This window comes from Synechococcus sp. R70.1 (assembly GCF_047461675.1).
Taxonomy (GTDB): Bacteria; Cyanobacteriota; Cyanobacteriia; order Thermostichales; family Thermostichaceae; genus Thermostichus.
Map to the genome: position 1 here is coordinate 1 of NZ_JANSHR010000025.1, position 16,353 is coordinate 16,353.

Below are 16,353 nucleotides of genomic sequence, written 5' to 3' on the forward strand. Positions count from 1 at the left end.
ATTGCCTATCTCTCCCGGCTAGGCTATTGCTATGGTCGCCTTGTTCCTATAGAGAGGGGGTACCGCCGCTTAGCTCATTTGCAACAGGCGCTCCCTGAAGAATGGCGATTGCAAACGGCAGCCCAGATGGTGCGAGCCAAGCTTCTCAATAGCCGAGTGCTGCTGATGAGGCAGCTCAGGCAGCGCCCCACTGAGACAGGGGATCTGACCCTGCGCAGTCTGGAACATTTGGCTGCTCAAGCTCTTGAGGCCAAGTCTCTAGATCAATTGCGGGGCATTGAAGGAGCGGCTGCGGCTCTGTATTTCCCGGAATTGGGAAATTGCCTTCAGCAAAGGGGCTTTGTTTTGCTTAACCGCACTCGACAGCCGCCCACTAACCCGGTTAATGCCATGCTCAGCTTTGGCTACATGGTGCTCTGGAACCATCTATTAACCCTGGTTGAGCTGCAAGATTTGGATCCCTATCAGGGTTGCTTGCACGCTAGCAGTGAACGCCATGCTGCTCTGGTTTCGGACTTACTGGAAGAATTTCGGGCGCCTATTGTAGATTCAATAGTCCTCTGGCTGATCAACAAGGGCATTATGAACATCGAAGAAGACTTTGAGTATCGCGATGGTGGCTGTTTTCTAAGTGATAGTGGCAGGAAAAAGTACCTTACAGCTTTCATCCAAAGAATGGAGGGATCCATCCAAACCTCCGACGGAGAGCAGCCTCGCTGGGATCTGCTAACGCAGCAAGTTAAAAAGTTTAAGCAATCCGTCTATAATCCTCAAGATTTGTACCAGCCCTACCGGATTCGCTGATGTTTCTTTATGTTGTTACCTACGATACTCCCTGCGACAAGCGACGCAAGAAAATTGCCGACCTGCTAGAAGGCTACGGCAAGCGCGTGCAATACAGCGTGTTTGAGTGCGTCCTCGACAAAGACAAGTTCGAGGAGCTCAAACTGCGGCTCCGCAAGAAGATCAAGCCCGAGGAAGACAGCGTCCGCTTCTATCCGCTCACTAGCTATGCCCTCGCCCAGGTGGAAATCTGGGGTGGGCCTGCCCTGACTGCACCCCCCAGCTCGGTCATTGTGTAGCTCAGGCAAGTCTCTTCCTACTTAAGCACTCGGTGTTTCCAAAAGCACACTCAAACGGTATCAACGCCTGCGCGAGCGATCCGCCAAAAGCCGCAAAGGCCGATTCTTTCGTCCGATCCCTCGACGCCTTGCGCCACAAGGCTTTCCGGCCCCAAAGCCCCCTCGCCAGCACTCTTTTTGCCGACTTTTTTCCGGATCCCTCGCAAATGGGTCTTGCATTCCTTGCCCTGCTTGGGTTTAATAGGGGTGGAGTTCCCCCTTCGGGGGGATCCCTAGAAATTGGAAACTAGAAAGTTTCGCCCTGGACTACGAGCGTAGCCAGGATCGTTCCCCCTTCGGGGGGATCCCTAGAAATTGGAAACTCGAGCTTTTCCTGGGTCAAACCCGAATACTTCGGGTTGAGTTCCCCCTTCGGGGGGATCCCTAGAAATTGGAAACCTACTATATAGTATCTCTCCGGGTTACCGTTACCGTTACCGTTAGTTCCCCCTTCGGGGGGATCCCTAGAAATTGGAAACTATGTCCAAAGTACCTGCTACCCTAGTGCGTACAAACAAGCAAGTTCCCCCTTCGGGGGGATCCCTAGAAATTGGAAACTGGTTACTCGTGTTGATTTATGTGTACCCCTCTCGGGCATAGTTCCCCCTTCGGGGGGATCCCTAGAAATTGGAAACCTCCAGGCAAGTTTGGAGAGGTGCGTAGACCCAGAACAGGATGTTCCCCCTTCGGGGGGATCCCTAGAAATTGGAAACAAGAGACCAACAGAGAGATGTAAGTATATTCAGATATCCGATTGTTCCCCCTTCGGGGGGATCCCTAGAAATTGGAAACCTCAGGAAAGATGGCATACCATCTGTCCTTTACCCGCATTAGCTCGTTCCCCCTTCGGGGGGATCCCTAGAAATTGGAAACTCGTAATTTCAGGGAAGTGTTGAATCCAACCCGTTTGGTTCCCCCTTCGGGGGGATCCCTAGAAATTGGAAACTCCTCCTGCCTGAATTGTCTAGGTGTAGACGAACTTCTGGTTCCCCCTTCGGGGGGATCCCTAGAAATTGGAAACTGACCGTCTGGCGTGACACCTGGGATCTCGTCTACGTGTTCCCCCTTCGGGGGGATCCCTAGAAATTGGAAACGTCGCTTTAATCGTAAAGGAGAGTTTAACGTTCCGTTTGTTCCCCCTTCGGGGGGATCCCTAGAAATTGGAAACTCGTCTAATGTAATTGCTGTCCCGTCGGTGAATATCAGCTTAGTCGTTCCCCCTTCGGGGGGATCCCTAGAAATTGGAAACGACAACCGTGTACAGCCTTTGACCGGTCCTAGAGGAGTATCGTTCCCCCTTCGGGGGGATCCCTAGAAATTGGAAACAGTTGGTGAAGTTGAACTGGAGTCCTCGGGAAGACTTCTGTTCCCCCTTCGGGGGGATCCCTAGAAATTGGAAACTATCCCGGTCTATGACGATCTGTACGAGATAGTTCTTGAAGTTCCCCCTTCGGGGGGATCCCTAGAAATTGGAAACATGTATTTCTTAGCTGGATCAACATTTCCTTTGCCTCGTTCCCCCTTCGGGGGGATCCCTAGAAATTGGAAACCTTTACGCTCAGCTTCTAGTTGAGCCTTCATTTTCTTGTTCCCCCTTCGGGGGGATCCCTAGAAATTGGAAACCCAAAAATTAGAATGGTTGACTGTCCTGTCTACCATAGAAGGGTTCCCCCTTCGGGGGGATCCCTAGAAATTGGAAACTTACCCAGAATAGGAGTTACCTTTATTGTTCTTTAGGTATCTAGTTCCCCCTTCGGGGGGATCCCTAGAAATTGGAAACTGAGGGCAGCTGCGATAATGTCGTCGGTCAACTTCAGGTTCCCCCTTCGGGGGGATCCCTAGAAATTGGAAACTTAGGGGGGAATGGTCTCTAACCAGGGACCTGAAAATAGTAGTTCCCCCTTCGGGGGGATCCCTAGAAATTGGAAACTGCCTCAAACTCGTCGAACATTGACAAGTCTTCGGATTCGTAGGTTCCCCCTTCGGGGGGATCCCTAGAAATTGGAAACCCCCCCACTGCCACCCCCAAGAACGTTGTAATCAGCCTAGTTCCCCCTTCGGGGGGATCCCTAGAAATTGGAAACTTTAGAGGTACGGGCATCGGCGAGTCAGTTTCTTCCATGTTCCCCCTTCGGGGGGATCCCTAGAAATTGGAAACTACTTGAGTAGCTATTACACCAATCCTCGAAGCATGATGTTCCCCCTTCGGGGGGATCCCTAGAAATTGGAAACAGTTCCATGGTTACCTCCCTTTGCTAGGGATAAAGAACACCCAGGTTCCCCCTTCGGGGGGATCCCTAGAAATTGGAAACTGATTGACAGTTTTGTCCTCCGAACTTGCACTCGTAGGGTTCCCCCTTCGGGGGGATCCCTAGAAATTGGAAACTGGACAGATGGATACTAATCCGGTCCCCGTCATAGTCGCCAGTTCCCCCTTCGGGGGGATCCCTAGAAATTGGAAACAATACCTCGCATATTGCACCCTGTGGGAGATCACCGAGTTCCCCCTTCGGGGGGATCCCTAGAAATTGGAAACGAGACGGTTTCGAACCCGATCCCTTGTAAGCGGCAAGTGTTCCCCCTTCGGGGGGATCCCTAGAAATTGGAAACTGCCAATGCCCTGGCGAAGCAAATCCACGATGCAGGGATCATGTTCCCCCTTCGGGGGGATCCCTAGAAATTGGAAACGACGTCTGTGGGGTTCATGAGGACATCATTTCCGTTGGTTGGTTCCCCCTTCGGGGGGATCCCTAGAAATTGGAAACTTCTGAGATAGCCGAGTGGTGGAAGGTTGCCTAAGGACCGTTCCCCCTTCGGGGGGATCCCTAGAAATTGGAAACCCATTGATCTTCATTTCAGCTAGATTCAGGATCCCATCGTAAGTTCCCCCTTCGGGGGGATCCCTAGAAATTGGAAACTCGAGCTGGCCTAGCTGCGTTTGATTCAGGCGGGGTTCCCCCTTCGGGGGGATCCCTAGAAATTGGAAACTACCGCAATACCAAATCCATTGTGAGTTCGTAGAAGTTGAAGTTCCCCCTTCGGGGGGATCCCTAGAAATTGGAAACTGTGCCTAATTCGGTAGCTCCCCTGGCGGCACGTTTAACCAAGGGAGTTCCCCCTTCGGGGGGATCCCTAGAAATTGGAAACTTGGTACCCTTTCAGGTTTTGGCAGCAGCGCGGGGACGTGTGTTCCCCCTTCGGGGGGATCCCTAGAAATTGGAAACTAGAAAAACCAACCTGCTGTAGGACAGGTAATCCTGTTCCCCCTTCGGGGGGATCCCTAGAAATTGGAAACTGTGTGTTTGTGTATGGTGTACGGACTATTAAATTCCAGTTCCCCCTTCGGGGGGATCCCTAGAAATTGGAAACGAAGAGGAAAGCCCGCGCTGCGGGCCTGTACTCCTCCGGAGTTCCCCCTTCGGGGGGATCCCTAGAAATTGGAAACTCGGGTGCACCGTTCTTGTTGTAACCCACGGTGCCGGGTTCGTTCCCCCTTCGGGGGGATCCCTAGAAATTGGAAACGGTAGAAGGTTACATAAACGTAACCAACGCCCCCAGGAATTGGTTCCCCCTTCGGGGGGATCCCTAGAAATTGGAAACCTGGACGTGGGCGGAGATGGGGATCCCTCCACTGCCGAGTTCCCCCTTCGGGGGGATCCCTAGAAATTGGAAACTCCTCTTGGTGGTTGGACCCGGGAGGAATTGAAGTGGTTGATGTTCCCCCTTCGGGGGGATCCCTAGAAATTGGAAACACGGCCCAAGTTGGGTTGGGCCACCCATCCTCCGTAACTTCAGTTACCGTTCCCCCTTCGGGGGGATCCCTAGAAATTGGAAACAATGCTACGATTCTGAACTCCTGTTCCAAAGTCAGAGAAGTTCCCCCTTCGGGGGGATCCCTAGAAATTGGAAACATCTTAGAATACTCTCTGAGATAGTCAAGCGGTGGAAGGTGTTCCCCCTTCGGGGGGATCCCTAGAAATTGGAAACACGTCGACGGGATTCATAAGAATGTCGTTACCTTGGGCAATCCGTTCCCCCTTCGGGGGGATCCCTAGAAATTGGAAACGTAAAAGGGATAATTATGTCTTTGGACCAGGACAGGGTCTTTAGTTCCCCCTTCGGGGGGATCCCTAGAAATTGGAAACTCTCGCTGACCAACAGCGAGGTAGATTCGGAACGTCCAGTTCCCCCTTCGGGGGGATCCCTAGAAATTGGAAACGTAAGAGTTACCGGAGTTGGTCTAGTTGGTTTATTTGATGTTCCCCCTTCGGGGGGATCCCTAGAAATTGGAAACGAAAAGTTGAACTGGAGACCTTGGGGGGTTCGTTCAAGTTCCCCCTTCGGGGGGATCCCTAGAAATTGGAAACGTACTCGATGACTGTACCATCAAAGCCCTCCTCAATGGGTTCCCCCTTCGGGGGGATCCCTAGAAATTGGAAACACTAGTTTTCAGACTAGACTGACCCTAGACTGACCTACGAGGTTCCCCCTTCGGGGGGATCCCTAGAAATTGGAAACTTGACTACGATGTAGTCACCCACAGGAGTCACCGACCAATCCAGTTCCCCCTTCGGGGGGATCCCTAGAAATTGGAAACATGAACAGGTCCACGCCCTCACGCACGCTTATCCCAGAGTTCCCCCTTCGGGGGGATCCCTAGAAATTGGAAACTCAACTAGCTTGGTGCTGAAGAAGGTAGACATAGCTTCCTCCTAGTTCCCCCTTCGGGGGGATCCCTAGAAATTGGAAACCTCCTCTAATCTTTCGTAACCATTGAACCTCAACTCCCACTCGTTCCCCCTTCGGGGGGATCCCTAGAAATTGGAAACCCAGAACTAACCAGTGGCCACGATAGCGGCACGTTACCATAGTTCCCCCTTCGGGGGGATCCCTAGAAATTGGAAACACCAAGTGTTATGTTGGATAACAGAATACAGTTTAATGTTCCCCCTTCGGGGGGATCCCTAGAAATTGGAAACGGGCTATATAACGGGTGTTCTCGGGCTTTTGAAAGAGTGTTCCCCCTTCGGGGGGATCCCTAGAAATTGGAAACCCCACGGATTGTCTCCCTCGAAATTGGGTACGAGAGTTCCCCCTTCGGGGGGCTCCCTAGAAATTGGAAACTTTCGCCATAAACTTCGACTCGGCTCTCCGAGAGCGGCAGTTCCCCCTTCGGGGGGATCCCTAGAAATTGGAAACATTCAATAATGGCAAACAAGTTGTACCACGTCCACCTGGTTCCCCCTTCGGGGGGATCCCTAGAAATTGGAAACAACTTGTTGGATCCCTTGCCACCTTGGGGTGTATTTGTTGAGTCAGTTTCCCTGCAGTGAGGAATCCCTAGGGATGGGGAAAGGACTCAACAGCTTGCACCGGCTGGCGCGTCAGTATGCGCTTCGAGTTCTGGATGCTGCCGGTATAACCCTCAATGGCTCACAGCCCTGGGATATTCAAGTTCACGACGAGCGGCTCTACCTGCGCTGCCTGCTCTATGGATCCCTGGGCTTTGGCGAGGCCTACATGGAGGGCTGGTGGGATTGCGAGGCTATTGACGAGCTGGTTTGTCGCCTCCTGACGGCCCAGGTGCCGCAGCGGGTAGGTTGGCTCATTCAGCCTCTAGTGGCTTTGGACAGTTACTTTGTCAACCGCCAGCGGGGCAAGGGGGCATTTGTGGTTGGCCAGCGCCACTACGACCTCGGCAACGACCTCTACGAAGCCATGCTGGATCGCCGCATGATCTACAGCTGTGCCTATTGGGATGGGGGCGCGCAAACTCTGGATGAAGCCCAAGAAGCTAAGCTTGACCTCATTGCCCGCAAGCTGGATCTGCAGCCCGGCATGCGCGTGCTCGACATTGGCTGCGGTTGGGGCGGCACGGCCCAGTACCTAGCCGAACGCTACGGGGTGCAGGTGGTGGGGATTACTGTTTCCAAAGAGCAAGCCAAACTGGCCAGCGAACGCTGCCGCGGCCTGCCGGTGGAGATTCGGCTGGAAGACTATCGCCAGACCCAGGGAAAGTTCGATCGGATTCTTTCGGTGGGCATGTTCGAGCATGTGGGCTACCGCAACTACCGAACGTTTATGCAGGTAGCCCGTCGCCTCCTGACCGACGATGGTTTGTTGCTTCTTCACACCATCGGCACCAATGTCGCCTACCAAGGTCGGGATCCGTGGACTGAGCGCTACATTTTTCCCAACTCGATGCTGCCCTCGCCTCGTCAAATAACCGCGGCCTTCGAGGGCCTGTTCGTGTTGGAAGACTGGCACAACTTTGGCATCAACTACGTGGCCACCCTAAAAGCTTGGCACGCCAATTTTGAGCGGGCATGGCCCCAACTGGCTAGGCGCTACGACGAGCGCTTCCGCCGCATGTGGCGGCTTTACCTGCTAATGAGCGCTGGCAGCTTCAAGGCCCGGGCCAGCCAGCTCTGGCAACTGGTCCTCTCCCCGAGGGGAGTAAAAGGCGGCTATCGCTCGGTGCGGTAGCAAGATCTAGGCTACCCGCCAAGCGCTGGCTGACCTAGGCTGCCCCTCACAGCGTCGGCAGGCTCTGAGGCAGCGTGCTACGATTTTGATTATCGTTCTCATTCAGCCAGTGGGTTGATGCCCGAAGCTCTGCGGCAGATTGTGGGCCGCTTTCAAAAGGCCAAAACCCCTCGTCAGAGGTACGAGTTGCTCTTGGCCTATGCCAAGCGCCTGCCCCCTTTCCCCGAGTCGCAGCGGACGGAGGAGAATCTGGTGCGGGGTTGCGCCTCGCGGGTGTGGCTGGCCACCGAATTGAGGGACGGCAAGGTCTACATCCAGGGAGATGCCGATGCCCAGTTGGTCAAGGGCTTGGTGGCCATTTTGGTGGAGGGGCTAAGTGGCCTAGCGCCGGAGGAAATCTTGGGGGTTTCCCTGAATTTCGTGCGGGAGATGGGTCTTAACTTCAGCCTTAGCCCTTCCCGCAGCAACGGCCTGGTGAGCATGTTTGCCCTGCTCCAGCAGCGGGCCTTGACTTTCCAGCAGTTAGGCGCTTCCGACACTGCCGCTTCTGTTGTCTCGTTGGGGCCCATGACCAATAGGACTAACTCTCCGCGTTTGGCTCAACCTGTGCGGTCGCTGGTCTTGCTGGTGGCCGCTCTCTCAGTTGGGATCCTGGGCTGCTCACAGACACGCCGGCAAGAGCCCCAGGCCCAGCAGGGATCCGACCCCCCGAAGGTGGTGACCACCATCCTGCCGATGACGCAATTTACCCGCGCCGTGGCGGGGGATCGGGCGGAGGTGAGGCCTCTAATCCCTCCCCAGATGGGGACCCACAGCTTTCAGGCTCGGCCCGAAGACGCGCGTCTGCTAGCCCAGGCAGATGTGCTGGTGATCAATGGGTTGGGTATGGAAACGTTTTTGGAAGGGTTGATCGCCAACGCTGGAAACCCCAAGCTGCGCCTTATTGACAGCAGCCAAGGGATCCCGACTCTGCAGACGGAGGAGCCAGAGCATGGGCATTCCCACGGCCACAGCCATGGACACTCCCACAGTCACCCTCATGAGCACAGCCACGGCGAGTTAAACCCCCACATCTGGCTGGATCCGCGGCGGGCCATCCGGCAGGTGGAAAACATCCGCGACGGCCTCATGGCTGCGGATCCCGAGGGGGCAGAGATTTACCGCACCAACGCGGCTGCCTTTATCGAGAAGCTCAAGGCTTTGGACGAGGAAATTGAGCGGCGCCTAGCTCCTTTTGCGGGGAAAAAGTTTGTGGCCTTCCACAACTTTGCCCCCTACTTTGCCGAGCGTTACAACCTCAAGGCCGAGTTCTTGGTGGAGATCCCGGAAGCCAATCCCTCTCCGGAAGATGTGCGGCGGGTGATGGAGACGGTGCGGGCATCCGGCCTGAAGACGATCCTGGTGGAACCGCAGCTGGGGAGTAACAACCCCTTTGAGGTTTTGGCCAGAGACCTAGGGATCCAAGTTCGCGTTTTCGATCCCATCGAAACGGCTGGCCCAGAGGGTCTGGAGCCGGAGTACTACCTAACCGTCATGCGGCAAAACGTGGAGAACCTGGTCTCCGCCTTTGAGAAGGAAAAGGCCTGGGTTCCCCTGCAGTTGCCCGTGGTGGGCCAAGCTGCCCTCGAACACCTGCTGGCGAGGGGGCGATGACCTCCCACTTGGGCGAAGTTGTCCTTTGGGTGGAGGGGCTGACGGTCTATCGGGGATCCCAGTTGGCCGTGCAGAATGTGTCGTTTGCGCTGGAGGCGGGATCCCATACCGCCATTGTCGGCCCCAATGGCGCTGGCAAGAGCACGTTGGTGCAGGCCATCCTGGGCATCCTGCCGCGGCAGTGTGGCTCGATTGGCATTCTGGGAGAGCCGCTGCGCCTGTCGGGGTACTTGCCCCAGAAAGTGCGGCAGCAGATTGCCTACGTGCCCCAGCGGTTGCAGTTCAACCCCGCCATTCCCCTGACCGTGGCCGAGTTTGTCGCCCTGGGCTGGGGATCCCTTGGACCTCGCTGGCCCTGGCAGCAGCAAGCTGCTCGGCAGGAAGCCGTCCAGAAAGCCCTGCAACGGGCCGAGGCTCTACACCTGGCCTCTAAACTCCTGGGTCAACTCAGCGGCGGCGAGCTGAAGCGGGTGCTGTTGGCCTATTGCCTAGTCTGGCCGCGGCGGCTGCTGGTGCTGGACGAGGCCCCCGCCGGCTTGGATAGCCCCAGCGAAGGGGAGTTCTATCGGATGTTGGAAGAGCTGCGCCGATCCCTGGGCTGGACCATCCTACAAGTCTCCCACGACCTGGAAATGGTGTCCCGCCATTGCGACCGCGTGTTGTGCCTCAACCGCTCCCTGATCTGCCAGGGATCCCCCGAGGTGGCCTTGGCCCCAGAGATGCTGAGCTGCGTCTACGGCCCCGAGTTTGCCCGCTACATCCACCATCACTAAGGAGGGGAAATGCCGGAGACCTGGGCGCGGGTGGTGGAATTGCTGCAGTTGCCCTTCATGCAGCGGGCCCTGCTGGGCGGGATCCTCACAGGGGTGACGGGGGGGCTGCTGGGCAGTTTTGTCATCTTTCGGCAGTTGGCGTTTTTTAGCGATGCCCTGGGGCATTCGGCGCTCTTGGGTATTGTCGTGGGAGTAGCCCTGGGGCTGAATCCTACGGCGGTGCTGATGGTGTTTGGGGTGGTGTTTGCCCTGGGCGTGACCTTTATCTTGGAACGCACCCAGCTTTCGCCGGATACGGTGCTGAACATCATCTACTCTTCCTCCCTGGCCCTAGCCATCCTCGGCTTGAGCTTGATCCCTGGCTACCGCGGCAACCTCAACCAACTGCTCTTCGGGGATATCTTGGGCATCGGCCTGCCAGCTTTGGGGATGAGCGGCCTGCTCCTATTACTTGCCCTAGGGTACATCGGCCTGACCTTGCCTGCCCAGATGCTGCTTACCCTGGACGAGTCGCTGGCGCGGGCGCGAGGGGTGGAAGTGGGCTGGCAGCGGCTAGCCTTTGTGGTGCTGCTGGCTTTGGTGGTGGCGCTGTCGATCCGCTCGGTGGGGGTGCTGTTGGTGAGCGCCTTTGTGGTCATCCCCGCCTCGACGGCGCGGCTTTTGGGATCCAGCTTTACAACCTATGTGCTGCTAGCCATGGCCTTGGGAGGCTTGAGCGCCGTGCTGGGGATCCTCCTTTCGGCTGCCTTTAACCTCCCCTCCGGACCCAGCATTGTTGCCACCCAGTTGCTCTTTTTTCTCCTAGCAATGGCACTAAAGGGGGTATGGCAACTCCTACGCCTCTAGCTGCCGGCAACCCCAAAAGCCCTCTGAAACGGCCTTTCCCCCCAGACCTGGCCAAAGAGGCGGCGGTAGCTTTCCGGGAAGACCTGGCCCATGAGGGTAGGCTGCTCGTAAACCCGCTTTAGGGTGTTGAGATCCCGTTTGGTGATGGTGGGCACCCGCAGCAGGCGGCGATTGCCAGTAGCCTCGGCGTGGTGGCCGCCGTACATCAGATCCCGCGGGTTGGGACTATGGCCCCACAGCCCTAGCCCATGGCCAATCTCGTGCCGAGCCACTGCCGTAACTTCTGCCAGCCCCTGGCCTTCGGCGATAACGATGCGCACCCGCTGCTGCAGCGAACCATCGGCGGCGAAGAAAAACTCTGGGCGGGCTGCCCCCGCTATTCCCTCGCCAATGGGAGGAACGCGGTAGATGCTCATCCCGTAGAAGGCCTCCTCTTCTTTGGCCACCACCTTGAGCGGGATATAGGCCGACCACTCCTTCACCGCCTGCTCCACAAAGGCTTTCCACTGGGGGTGATCCCCCTGGATGTAGACGGGGATGGGGTAGAAGGCCCACTGGGCATAAGCTCCGCCTGGCAGCAGCGGCTCGATCTCTTCGAAGTAGTCTCCCGCCGACTTGTCGTAGGCGTAGCGGGCTAGGCCTGGGGGCAGCTTGAGGCGAACCGGCTGCGGCAGCTCTTCTAGGGGTCTCTGCGCCTGAGCCAGGGATCCCACTCCGCCTACCGCCAGGGCAAGGAGCATTGCGCAGGCAATAACCCCAAGCTGAAGGATGGAACGCCGCCGCCAGACCATACCTTGGGTCTCTCCCTTTCTGATTAAAGGCTATTGACTGGAAAGGCCCACGTCGATGCCAGCCGAGGGATCCCCTGTCCTAGAAGCGGCAAATTGGCTACACTGAAAGTCTGCCGTCCATAGCTTGGCCAAAGGTTTCCCATGCAGCTTCGTCTTGGCGAGCCCCCTCTAACGCAGGCCGAATGTGCCCTGGTCTACTGCTTTGCCCCCAGCGGCGAAAACGCCACCTTCTCGCTGCCTGCCGAAATTGCTTCCTTGGACGAGAAAGTGTGGTCGGGGTTGGTGGCGGAAGCAGCTCAAGAACAGAAGTTTCAGGGCAAGCCCAACAGCAGCCTCGCCCTGCGCCTGCCAGGGCCTATCCGCAAGCTGGTGCTGGTGGGGCTGGGGGATCCCGCCGCGCTGACTTTGGAAGGACTGCGACGGGCTACTGCCAACGGCCTGCGCCAGGCCCACAGCCTTAAAGCCAAGCAGGTAGTGCTGTCTTTGCCGGAAACTGGCTTGGATCAGGGGCGAGCAGTGCAGGCGGTGGCCGAAGCCAGCCTCCTGGTGGCCCACCAGGATAACCGCTTCAAATCTCCCCCCAAGCCCGACGAAGAGCGCGGCTTTGCCGTTGAAGAAGTCACGCTCTTGGTGCCGGGACTGGCCCAGGCCCGCCAAGACTGTGAGAACGCCCTTCAGCGGGCCACCGAGATGGCTGCCGGGACGATCCTGGCCCGCGAACTGGTGGCTGCTCCCGCCAACGTCGTCACGCCTCCTGCCCTGGCTGACACTGCCCGGCAACTGGCCCAAGACTACGGCCTAGAGGTGGAGATCCTGGGGCGGGAAGAGTGCAAAGCCCTAGGCATGGGGGCTTTCCTGGGCGTGGCCCAAGCCTCGGATCTGCCGCCTCAGTTTATCCACCTCACCTACAAGCCCAAGGAAGGGGAGCCTGTTGCCAAGTTGGCCTTGGTGGGCAAGGGCCTCACCTTCGACTCCGGCGGCCTCAACATCAAAACCGACTCCCGCAGCATTGCCATGATGAAAACCGACATGGGCGGGGCGGCAGCCGTCTTGGGAGCGGCCCGTGCGCTAGCTGCCCTCAAGCCGCGGGTAGAGGTGCATTTTATCGTGGCCGCCACGGAAAACATGATTAGCGGTCGGGCCCTGCACCCGGGAGACATCCTCACCGCTTCCAACGGCAAGACCATCGAGGTCAACAACACCGATGCCGAGGGCCGTCTTACCCTGGCCGATGCCCTAGTGTTTGCCGAGAAACTAGGGGTGGACGCCATTGTTGACCTAGCGACCTTGACCGGCGCCTGCGTCATTGCCCTAGGAGAGGAAATCGCCGGCCTCTTCACCCCCGACGAGAAGCTGGCCCAGGAGCTGCAGCAGGCAGCCAACCTCTCTGGCGAAAAGATCTGGCGCTTACCCCTGGAAGAGAGCTATTTCGAGGGCCTCAGCTCCACCGTAGCCGACATGAAAAACACCGGTCCTCGCTCTGGCGGCTCCATCACTGCCGCCCTCTTCCTTAAGCAATTTGTGGAGAAAACTCCCTGGGCCCACCTAGACATAGCTGGCCCCGTCTGGGCTGAAAAAGACTCGGGCTACACCAACAAAGGCGCCACTGGCTACGGCGTGCGCACCTTGGTGGAATGGGTCCTGGCACGGGAGATGGCAGCCGCCTCCTCTTAGCCTCGCTGCCTGCTGTTGTCTGCTGGTTCCAAAGTCCTGCGCAAGTGTTGGGGGGTGGCGCGGCAGCGGCACCGAGCCTTTGCTGCGGCTGTACTCAGAAGCGAAAGACCTAGAAGCAGTGAACGCCCTCCTGGATTGGGCAGCCGCCTTGATCGGCCAGGTTGATTGAGGTTGATGCGGATCCCTTGCAGGGCAAGGATCCCACTTGTTCACAAAATCTTGCAAAGTCGGACAAAGTACGGCTTCTTTGGCAAAGCTGGATCGCTTGACTCAAAATTCAGCCGGAATCCTTCAGCTAGCACAAGATCCCACAGATTTTGAATTCCCCGGAAAAGTTCGACTACCCTGTTCAGACATCGGCCAATCAATAGCCAGGATTTTGCAGGGGGCTCAGCTGAAATCCACACGTGCTTGATTGGATTGAACTGGTGGCGCCCCACTGCTAAAGAGAGTAACTGGTGGGTTGGTGTAGTTCGCAGCCCGGGGGTTAATTTGTTCGACCGATACAGAAACCACGCAGGAGGAATTTGGAGCCAGGGTTCCATTTTGAAGGGCAATCGTGGTTGAATTAACCGCTGGTGGGCCAAGGTCACTAGGAGGTGCGGTGAGTGTGCCGCCACAAGTGTTCAAGGTAACAGCATTTTGTAGGGTAATTCGCAGCCCGCCCGGCAAAGAATCTATGAAGCTGAGCCCTGATAGAGGTACAGGAGCGTTGTTGGTGATCGTAAAGATGACAGCCACACTGCCACCCACTGTTGCTCGGTTAGGGCTAAACTCCTTGGTAAAGGTTGGAGGAAGAACTGGGTTCACAGTTAGGCTGACGGGTGCGCTTAGAGCGGCAGGGGCCTGGTTGCTGGTAAGCGTTGTGGCAGGGTTCGTGTAGGTACCCACGTTTGCGGCAACCACCTGAACGCTTATCAGGCAGCTTGAGTTGGGACTGAGCTGGCCGCCGGTCAGAGAAATAAAGCTTCCATTTGGAGGGGCGCTTGCAGTTCCCCCACAGGTATTGTTGAGGCCAGGAGCGGCAGCAACGGATAGCCCTGCCGGCAGAATTTCCGCAAAGCTGAGGCCGGTCAGTTGGATGCCGGAGTTGTTGGTGATCGAAAAACTCAAAGTAACAGGAACACCTACCGAAGTTGTGCTGGGACTAAAGCTCTTGGTAAAGGTTGGAGCAGCCAAGGGGGCCGGAGGCAGGCCAACGATGCTGGGAGAGGGATTGGGAGTGGGCAGGGGCGGGATCGTCGGCGCCGACACAGGAGGGGGCACAAGAGGGCTGGGTTGACCTGGGGGAACAGATCCAATCGGAGGAGTGGATGGCAGCCCTACCCCCGTTCCTCCGGGTTCTGTATTCGGGTTTTGCACAGGGATGATTGGCCCTGGCAGCGAGCTGATTGGATTCCCCTCTTTAGTTTGTTGACAAGCTGTTAGCAAGCCCAAGCACAAGCAAGCCAAAACCCCAGCTACTTTTCCCGTTTTCATTCCCTCATCCTCCTGCCATTCAACTCTCTCGTGGCACAAACCCAAACAGCCTTACTCAGCTCCAGCTTAGGTGGCTTGGGCGCGCGCTTCCAGCCTCAGAGCTTGACCAAATGAATCTCGAATGACCACGATCACCAAAACCCTTTCTCCCGCAGCAACGTTGGTGTTGTAGGCGGCTAGATCCGCCGGGAAGGTGAAGCCGTTGGTAAGCGTGATCCCGTTGATTCGGTCGTCGTAGCTATTGCCTCTGCCTATCAGCGTATTTCTAAACTGCTCAATTGCCGTCGGCAAAAAGATACCGGTAATATCTGTGCCGCGACTGATGTTAAAAAACTGAACCTCTACGCTCCTGATCACTCCTGGAGCAAGTAAGCCGCGCAAGGTGATAGTTACAAAGGCGGATCCCACTGGGGGAATCACAGCAGGGTTTGGCGGGGCGGACAGCAAAAGATTAAACTCCCCAGTTGGCAACAGACTAGGCGGATCCGGAAGGTCGGGCTGGATGGGCGGCGGGGTGATGGGGGCAAAGTCCGGCCCGGGGCGGAAGGTGATGGGCGTGAGGTTGGGTGAAATGGTGGGAGCCACAGCCACGGGAGGAGGCGTGGATCCATCGGCGGTCAAGAGGGGCGGCAGCCCGCTGGTAGTCTCGCTGCTGCAACCAGTGGTCAGGGCCAGCGAAGCCCAAGTTGCCAGAAGGGGAAGGCCACCACGGCCAAGGGCTGACCCAGAACGTCGTTTCATCAGGGAAGTCTCCACTCACTCACACCACAGCAAGTTCTTCCAACTGCGTCCAGCCGAGATCCACTGAATCTGCCCATGTGCATTGGCAAGATTACGTGGAGATCCCGTTTCAAGGGGGAATGTCTGCCGTTAGTTCTACTGCATCTCAGAGCGTTGTCAAGCCAGCGGCAAAGCAAATCCAGGAAATTTTCCTGGAAATGGCCCATCCCCTAGATATGGGGTATCATAGCCTCGAGCAGGGGCAACCAGCCTACCTGTAGCGTTGGGGGTTGGGTGCCTTCCCCTCCATTTTGTGTGTGAATTTCCACAGATTAGGGTGTGTGAGGCAGTGCCGTATGAACTTCAAAGGTCGATCATTGGCAGTGTTGTGTGGGGTTTTGCTCTTAGGGGGCTGCGGCGAGGTTAATGAGGCGCCAACCCTACCTGGGCCTGTCCAGGTGGATCCCACAGCGTTTGTCTCGGCCCAGGAGTATCGCTTTACCCCCGGCTCGGTGCTGGAGACCACCAGCCTCCGCTTGGACTATGTCAATCCGAGGTTTGACAACGGGATCCCTGTGCGTACCAACCCCTTGCAGGGAAGCGGTGAAGCTCGCATCGCCAATGTTGAAGCCCGCATCTTGCCTGTGAACGAGATCCCAGCCAGTGACTTGACGATTAGTGACTTGACGATTGACTCCACCCTTCGCTCCAGCACCCTGGCCATCCAAATTGGGCGAACCACACCGCTGGTGAATCTCATTGCCTTTGGCCCCAACGACGGCAGGCTATCTACGCAATTCAATATCGCCG

The 16,353-nt window shown here is 56.9% G+C and carries 11 protein-coding genes, 1 pseudogene and 1 CRISPR repeat array; of the genes and pseudogenes, 9 read left to right on the forward strand and 3 right to left on the reverse strand.

From position 1 onward, the window contains the following. From cas1 to NW807_RS02665, 6 genes are all read left to right on the forward strand, one after another. Positions 1 to 804 (forward strand): CRISPR-associated endonuclease Cas1 (cas1, locus tag NW807_RS02640; protein WP_414425223.1); only part of this gene is annotated, 804 nt, incomplete at its 5' end. Beyond that, positions 804 to 1,082 carry a CRISPR-associated endonuclease Cas2 gene (cas2, locus tag NW807_RS02645; RefSeq protein ID WP_414389456.1) on the forward strand — a complete coding sequence of 93 codons (279 nt, stop codon included), beginning with the start codon at positions 804 to 806 and terminating at the stop codon, positions 1,080 to 1,082. The genes cas1 and cas2, both read left to right, overlap by 1 nt. A 251-nt stretch (positions 1,083 to 1,333) precedes the next feature. Then, positions 1,334 to 6,394: a CRISPR direct-repeat array (repeat unit 36 nt; unit sequence GTTCCCCCTTCGGGGGGATCCCTAGAAATTGGAAAC). 73 nt (positions 6,395 to 6,467) lie between these two features. Next, positions 6,468 to 7,607, forward strand: a complete 1,140-nt coding sequence (gene cfa, locus NW807_RS02650; protein WP_414425224.1) for a cyclopropane fatty acyl phospholipid synthase — start codon at positions 6,468 to 6,470, stop codon at positions 7,605 to 7,607. A 117-nt stretch (positions 7,608 to 7,724) separates the two neighbouring features. Further along, positions 7,725 to 9,260, forward strand: a complete 1,536-nt coding sequence (locus tag NW807_RS02655) for a metal ABC transporter solute-binding protein, Zn/Mn family (RefSeq protein ID WP_414425225.1) — start codon at positions 7,725 to 7,727, stop codon at positions 9,258 to 9,260. Next, a complete protein-coding gene (locus NW807_RS02660; RefSeq protein ID WP_414395651.1) occupies positions 9,257 to 10,033 on the forward strand; it encodes a metal ABC transporter ATP-binding protein in 777 nt (258 codons plus the stop codon). Before NW807_RS02655 ends, NW807_RS02660 begins: the two co-directional genes overlap by 4 nt. 9 nt (positions 10,034 to 10,042) lie before the next feature. Then, a complete protein-coding gene (locus NW807_RS02665) occupies positions 10,043 to 10,879 on the forward strand; it encodes a metal ABC transporter permease (RefSeq protein WP_414425226.1) in 837 nt (278 codons plus the stop codon). Here the strand turns inward: NW807_RS02665 and NW807_RS02670 are convergent. Beyond that, the gene (locus NW807_RS02670) at positions 10,876 to 11,670 is read right to left on the reverse strand and encodes a hypothetical protein (RefSeq protein ID WP_414425227.1); all 795 of its coding nucleotides are present in this window, start codon (positions 11,668 to 11,670) and stop codon (positions 10,876 to 10,878) included. The genes NW807_RS02665 and NW807_RS02670 overlap by 4 nt on opposite strands. 141 nt (positions 11,671 to 11,811) lie before the next feature. Here NW807_RS02670 and NW807_RS02675 point away from each other — a divergent pair, with 141 nt between their 5' ends. Then, positions 11,812 to 13,344, forward strand: a complete 1,533-nt coding sequence (locus tag NW807_RS02675) for a leucyl aminopeptidase (protein WP_414425228.1) — start codon at positions 11,812 to 11,814, stop codon at positions 13,342 to 13,344. Between the two features lie 22 nt (positions 13,345 to 13,366). Beyond that, entirely contained in the window at positions 13,367 to 13,513 is a 147-nt protein-coding gene (locus tag NW807_RS02680) for a hypothetical protein (RefSeq protein ID WP_414425244.1), read from the forward strand. Between the two features lie 221 nt (positions 13,514 to 13,734). On the opposite strand, the gene NW807_RS02685 is transcribed toward NW807_RS02680, so the two are convergent. Both NW807_RS02685 and NW807_RS02690 read right to left on the reverse strand, forming a co-directional pair. Further along, entirely contained in the window at positions 13,735 to 14,823 is a 1,089-nt protein-coding gene (locus NW807_RS02685; RefSeq protein ID WP_414425229.1) for a hypothetical protein, read from the reverse strand. Positions 14,824 to 14,889: 66 nt separating this feature from the next. Beyond that, a complete protein-coding gene (locus NW807_RS02690) occupies positions 14,890 to 15,564 on the reverse strand; it encodes a hypothetical protein (RefSeq protein WP_414425230.1) in 675 nt (224 codons plus the stop codon). A 335-nt stretch (positions 15,565 to 15,899) separates the two neighbouring features. Here NW807_RS02690 and NW807_RS02695 point away from each other — a divergent pair. Further along, positions 15,900 to 16,353, forward strand: a pseudogene (locus NW807_RS02695) (hypothetical protein); the annotation flags it as partial.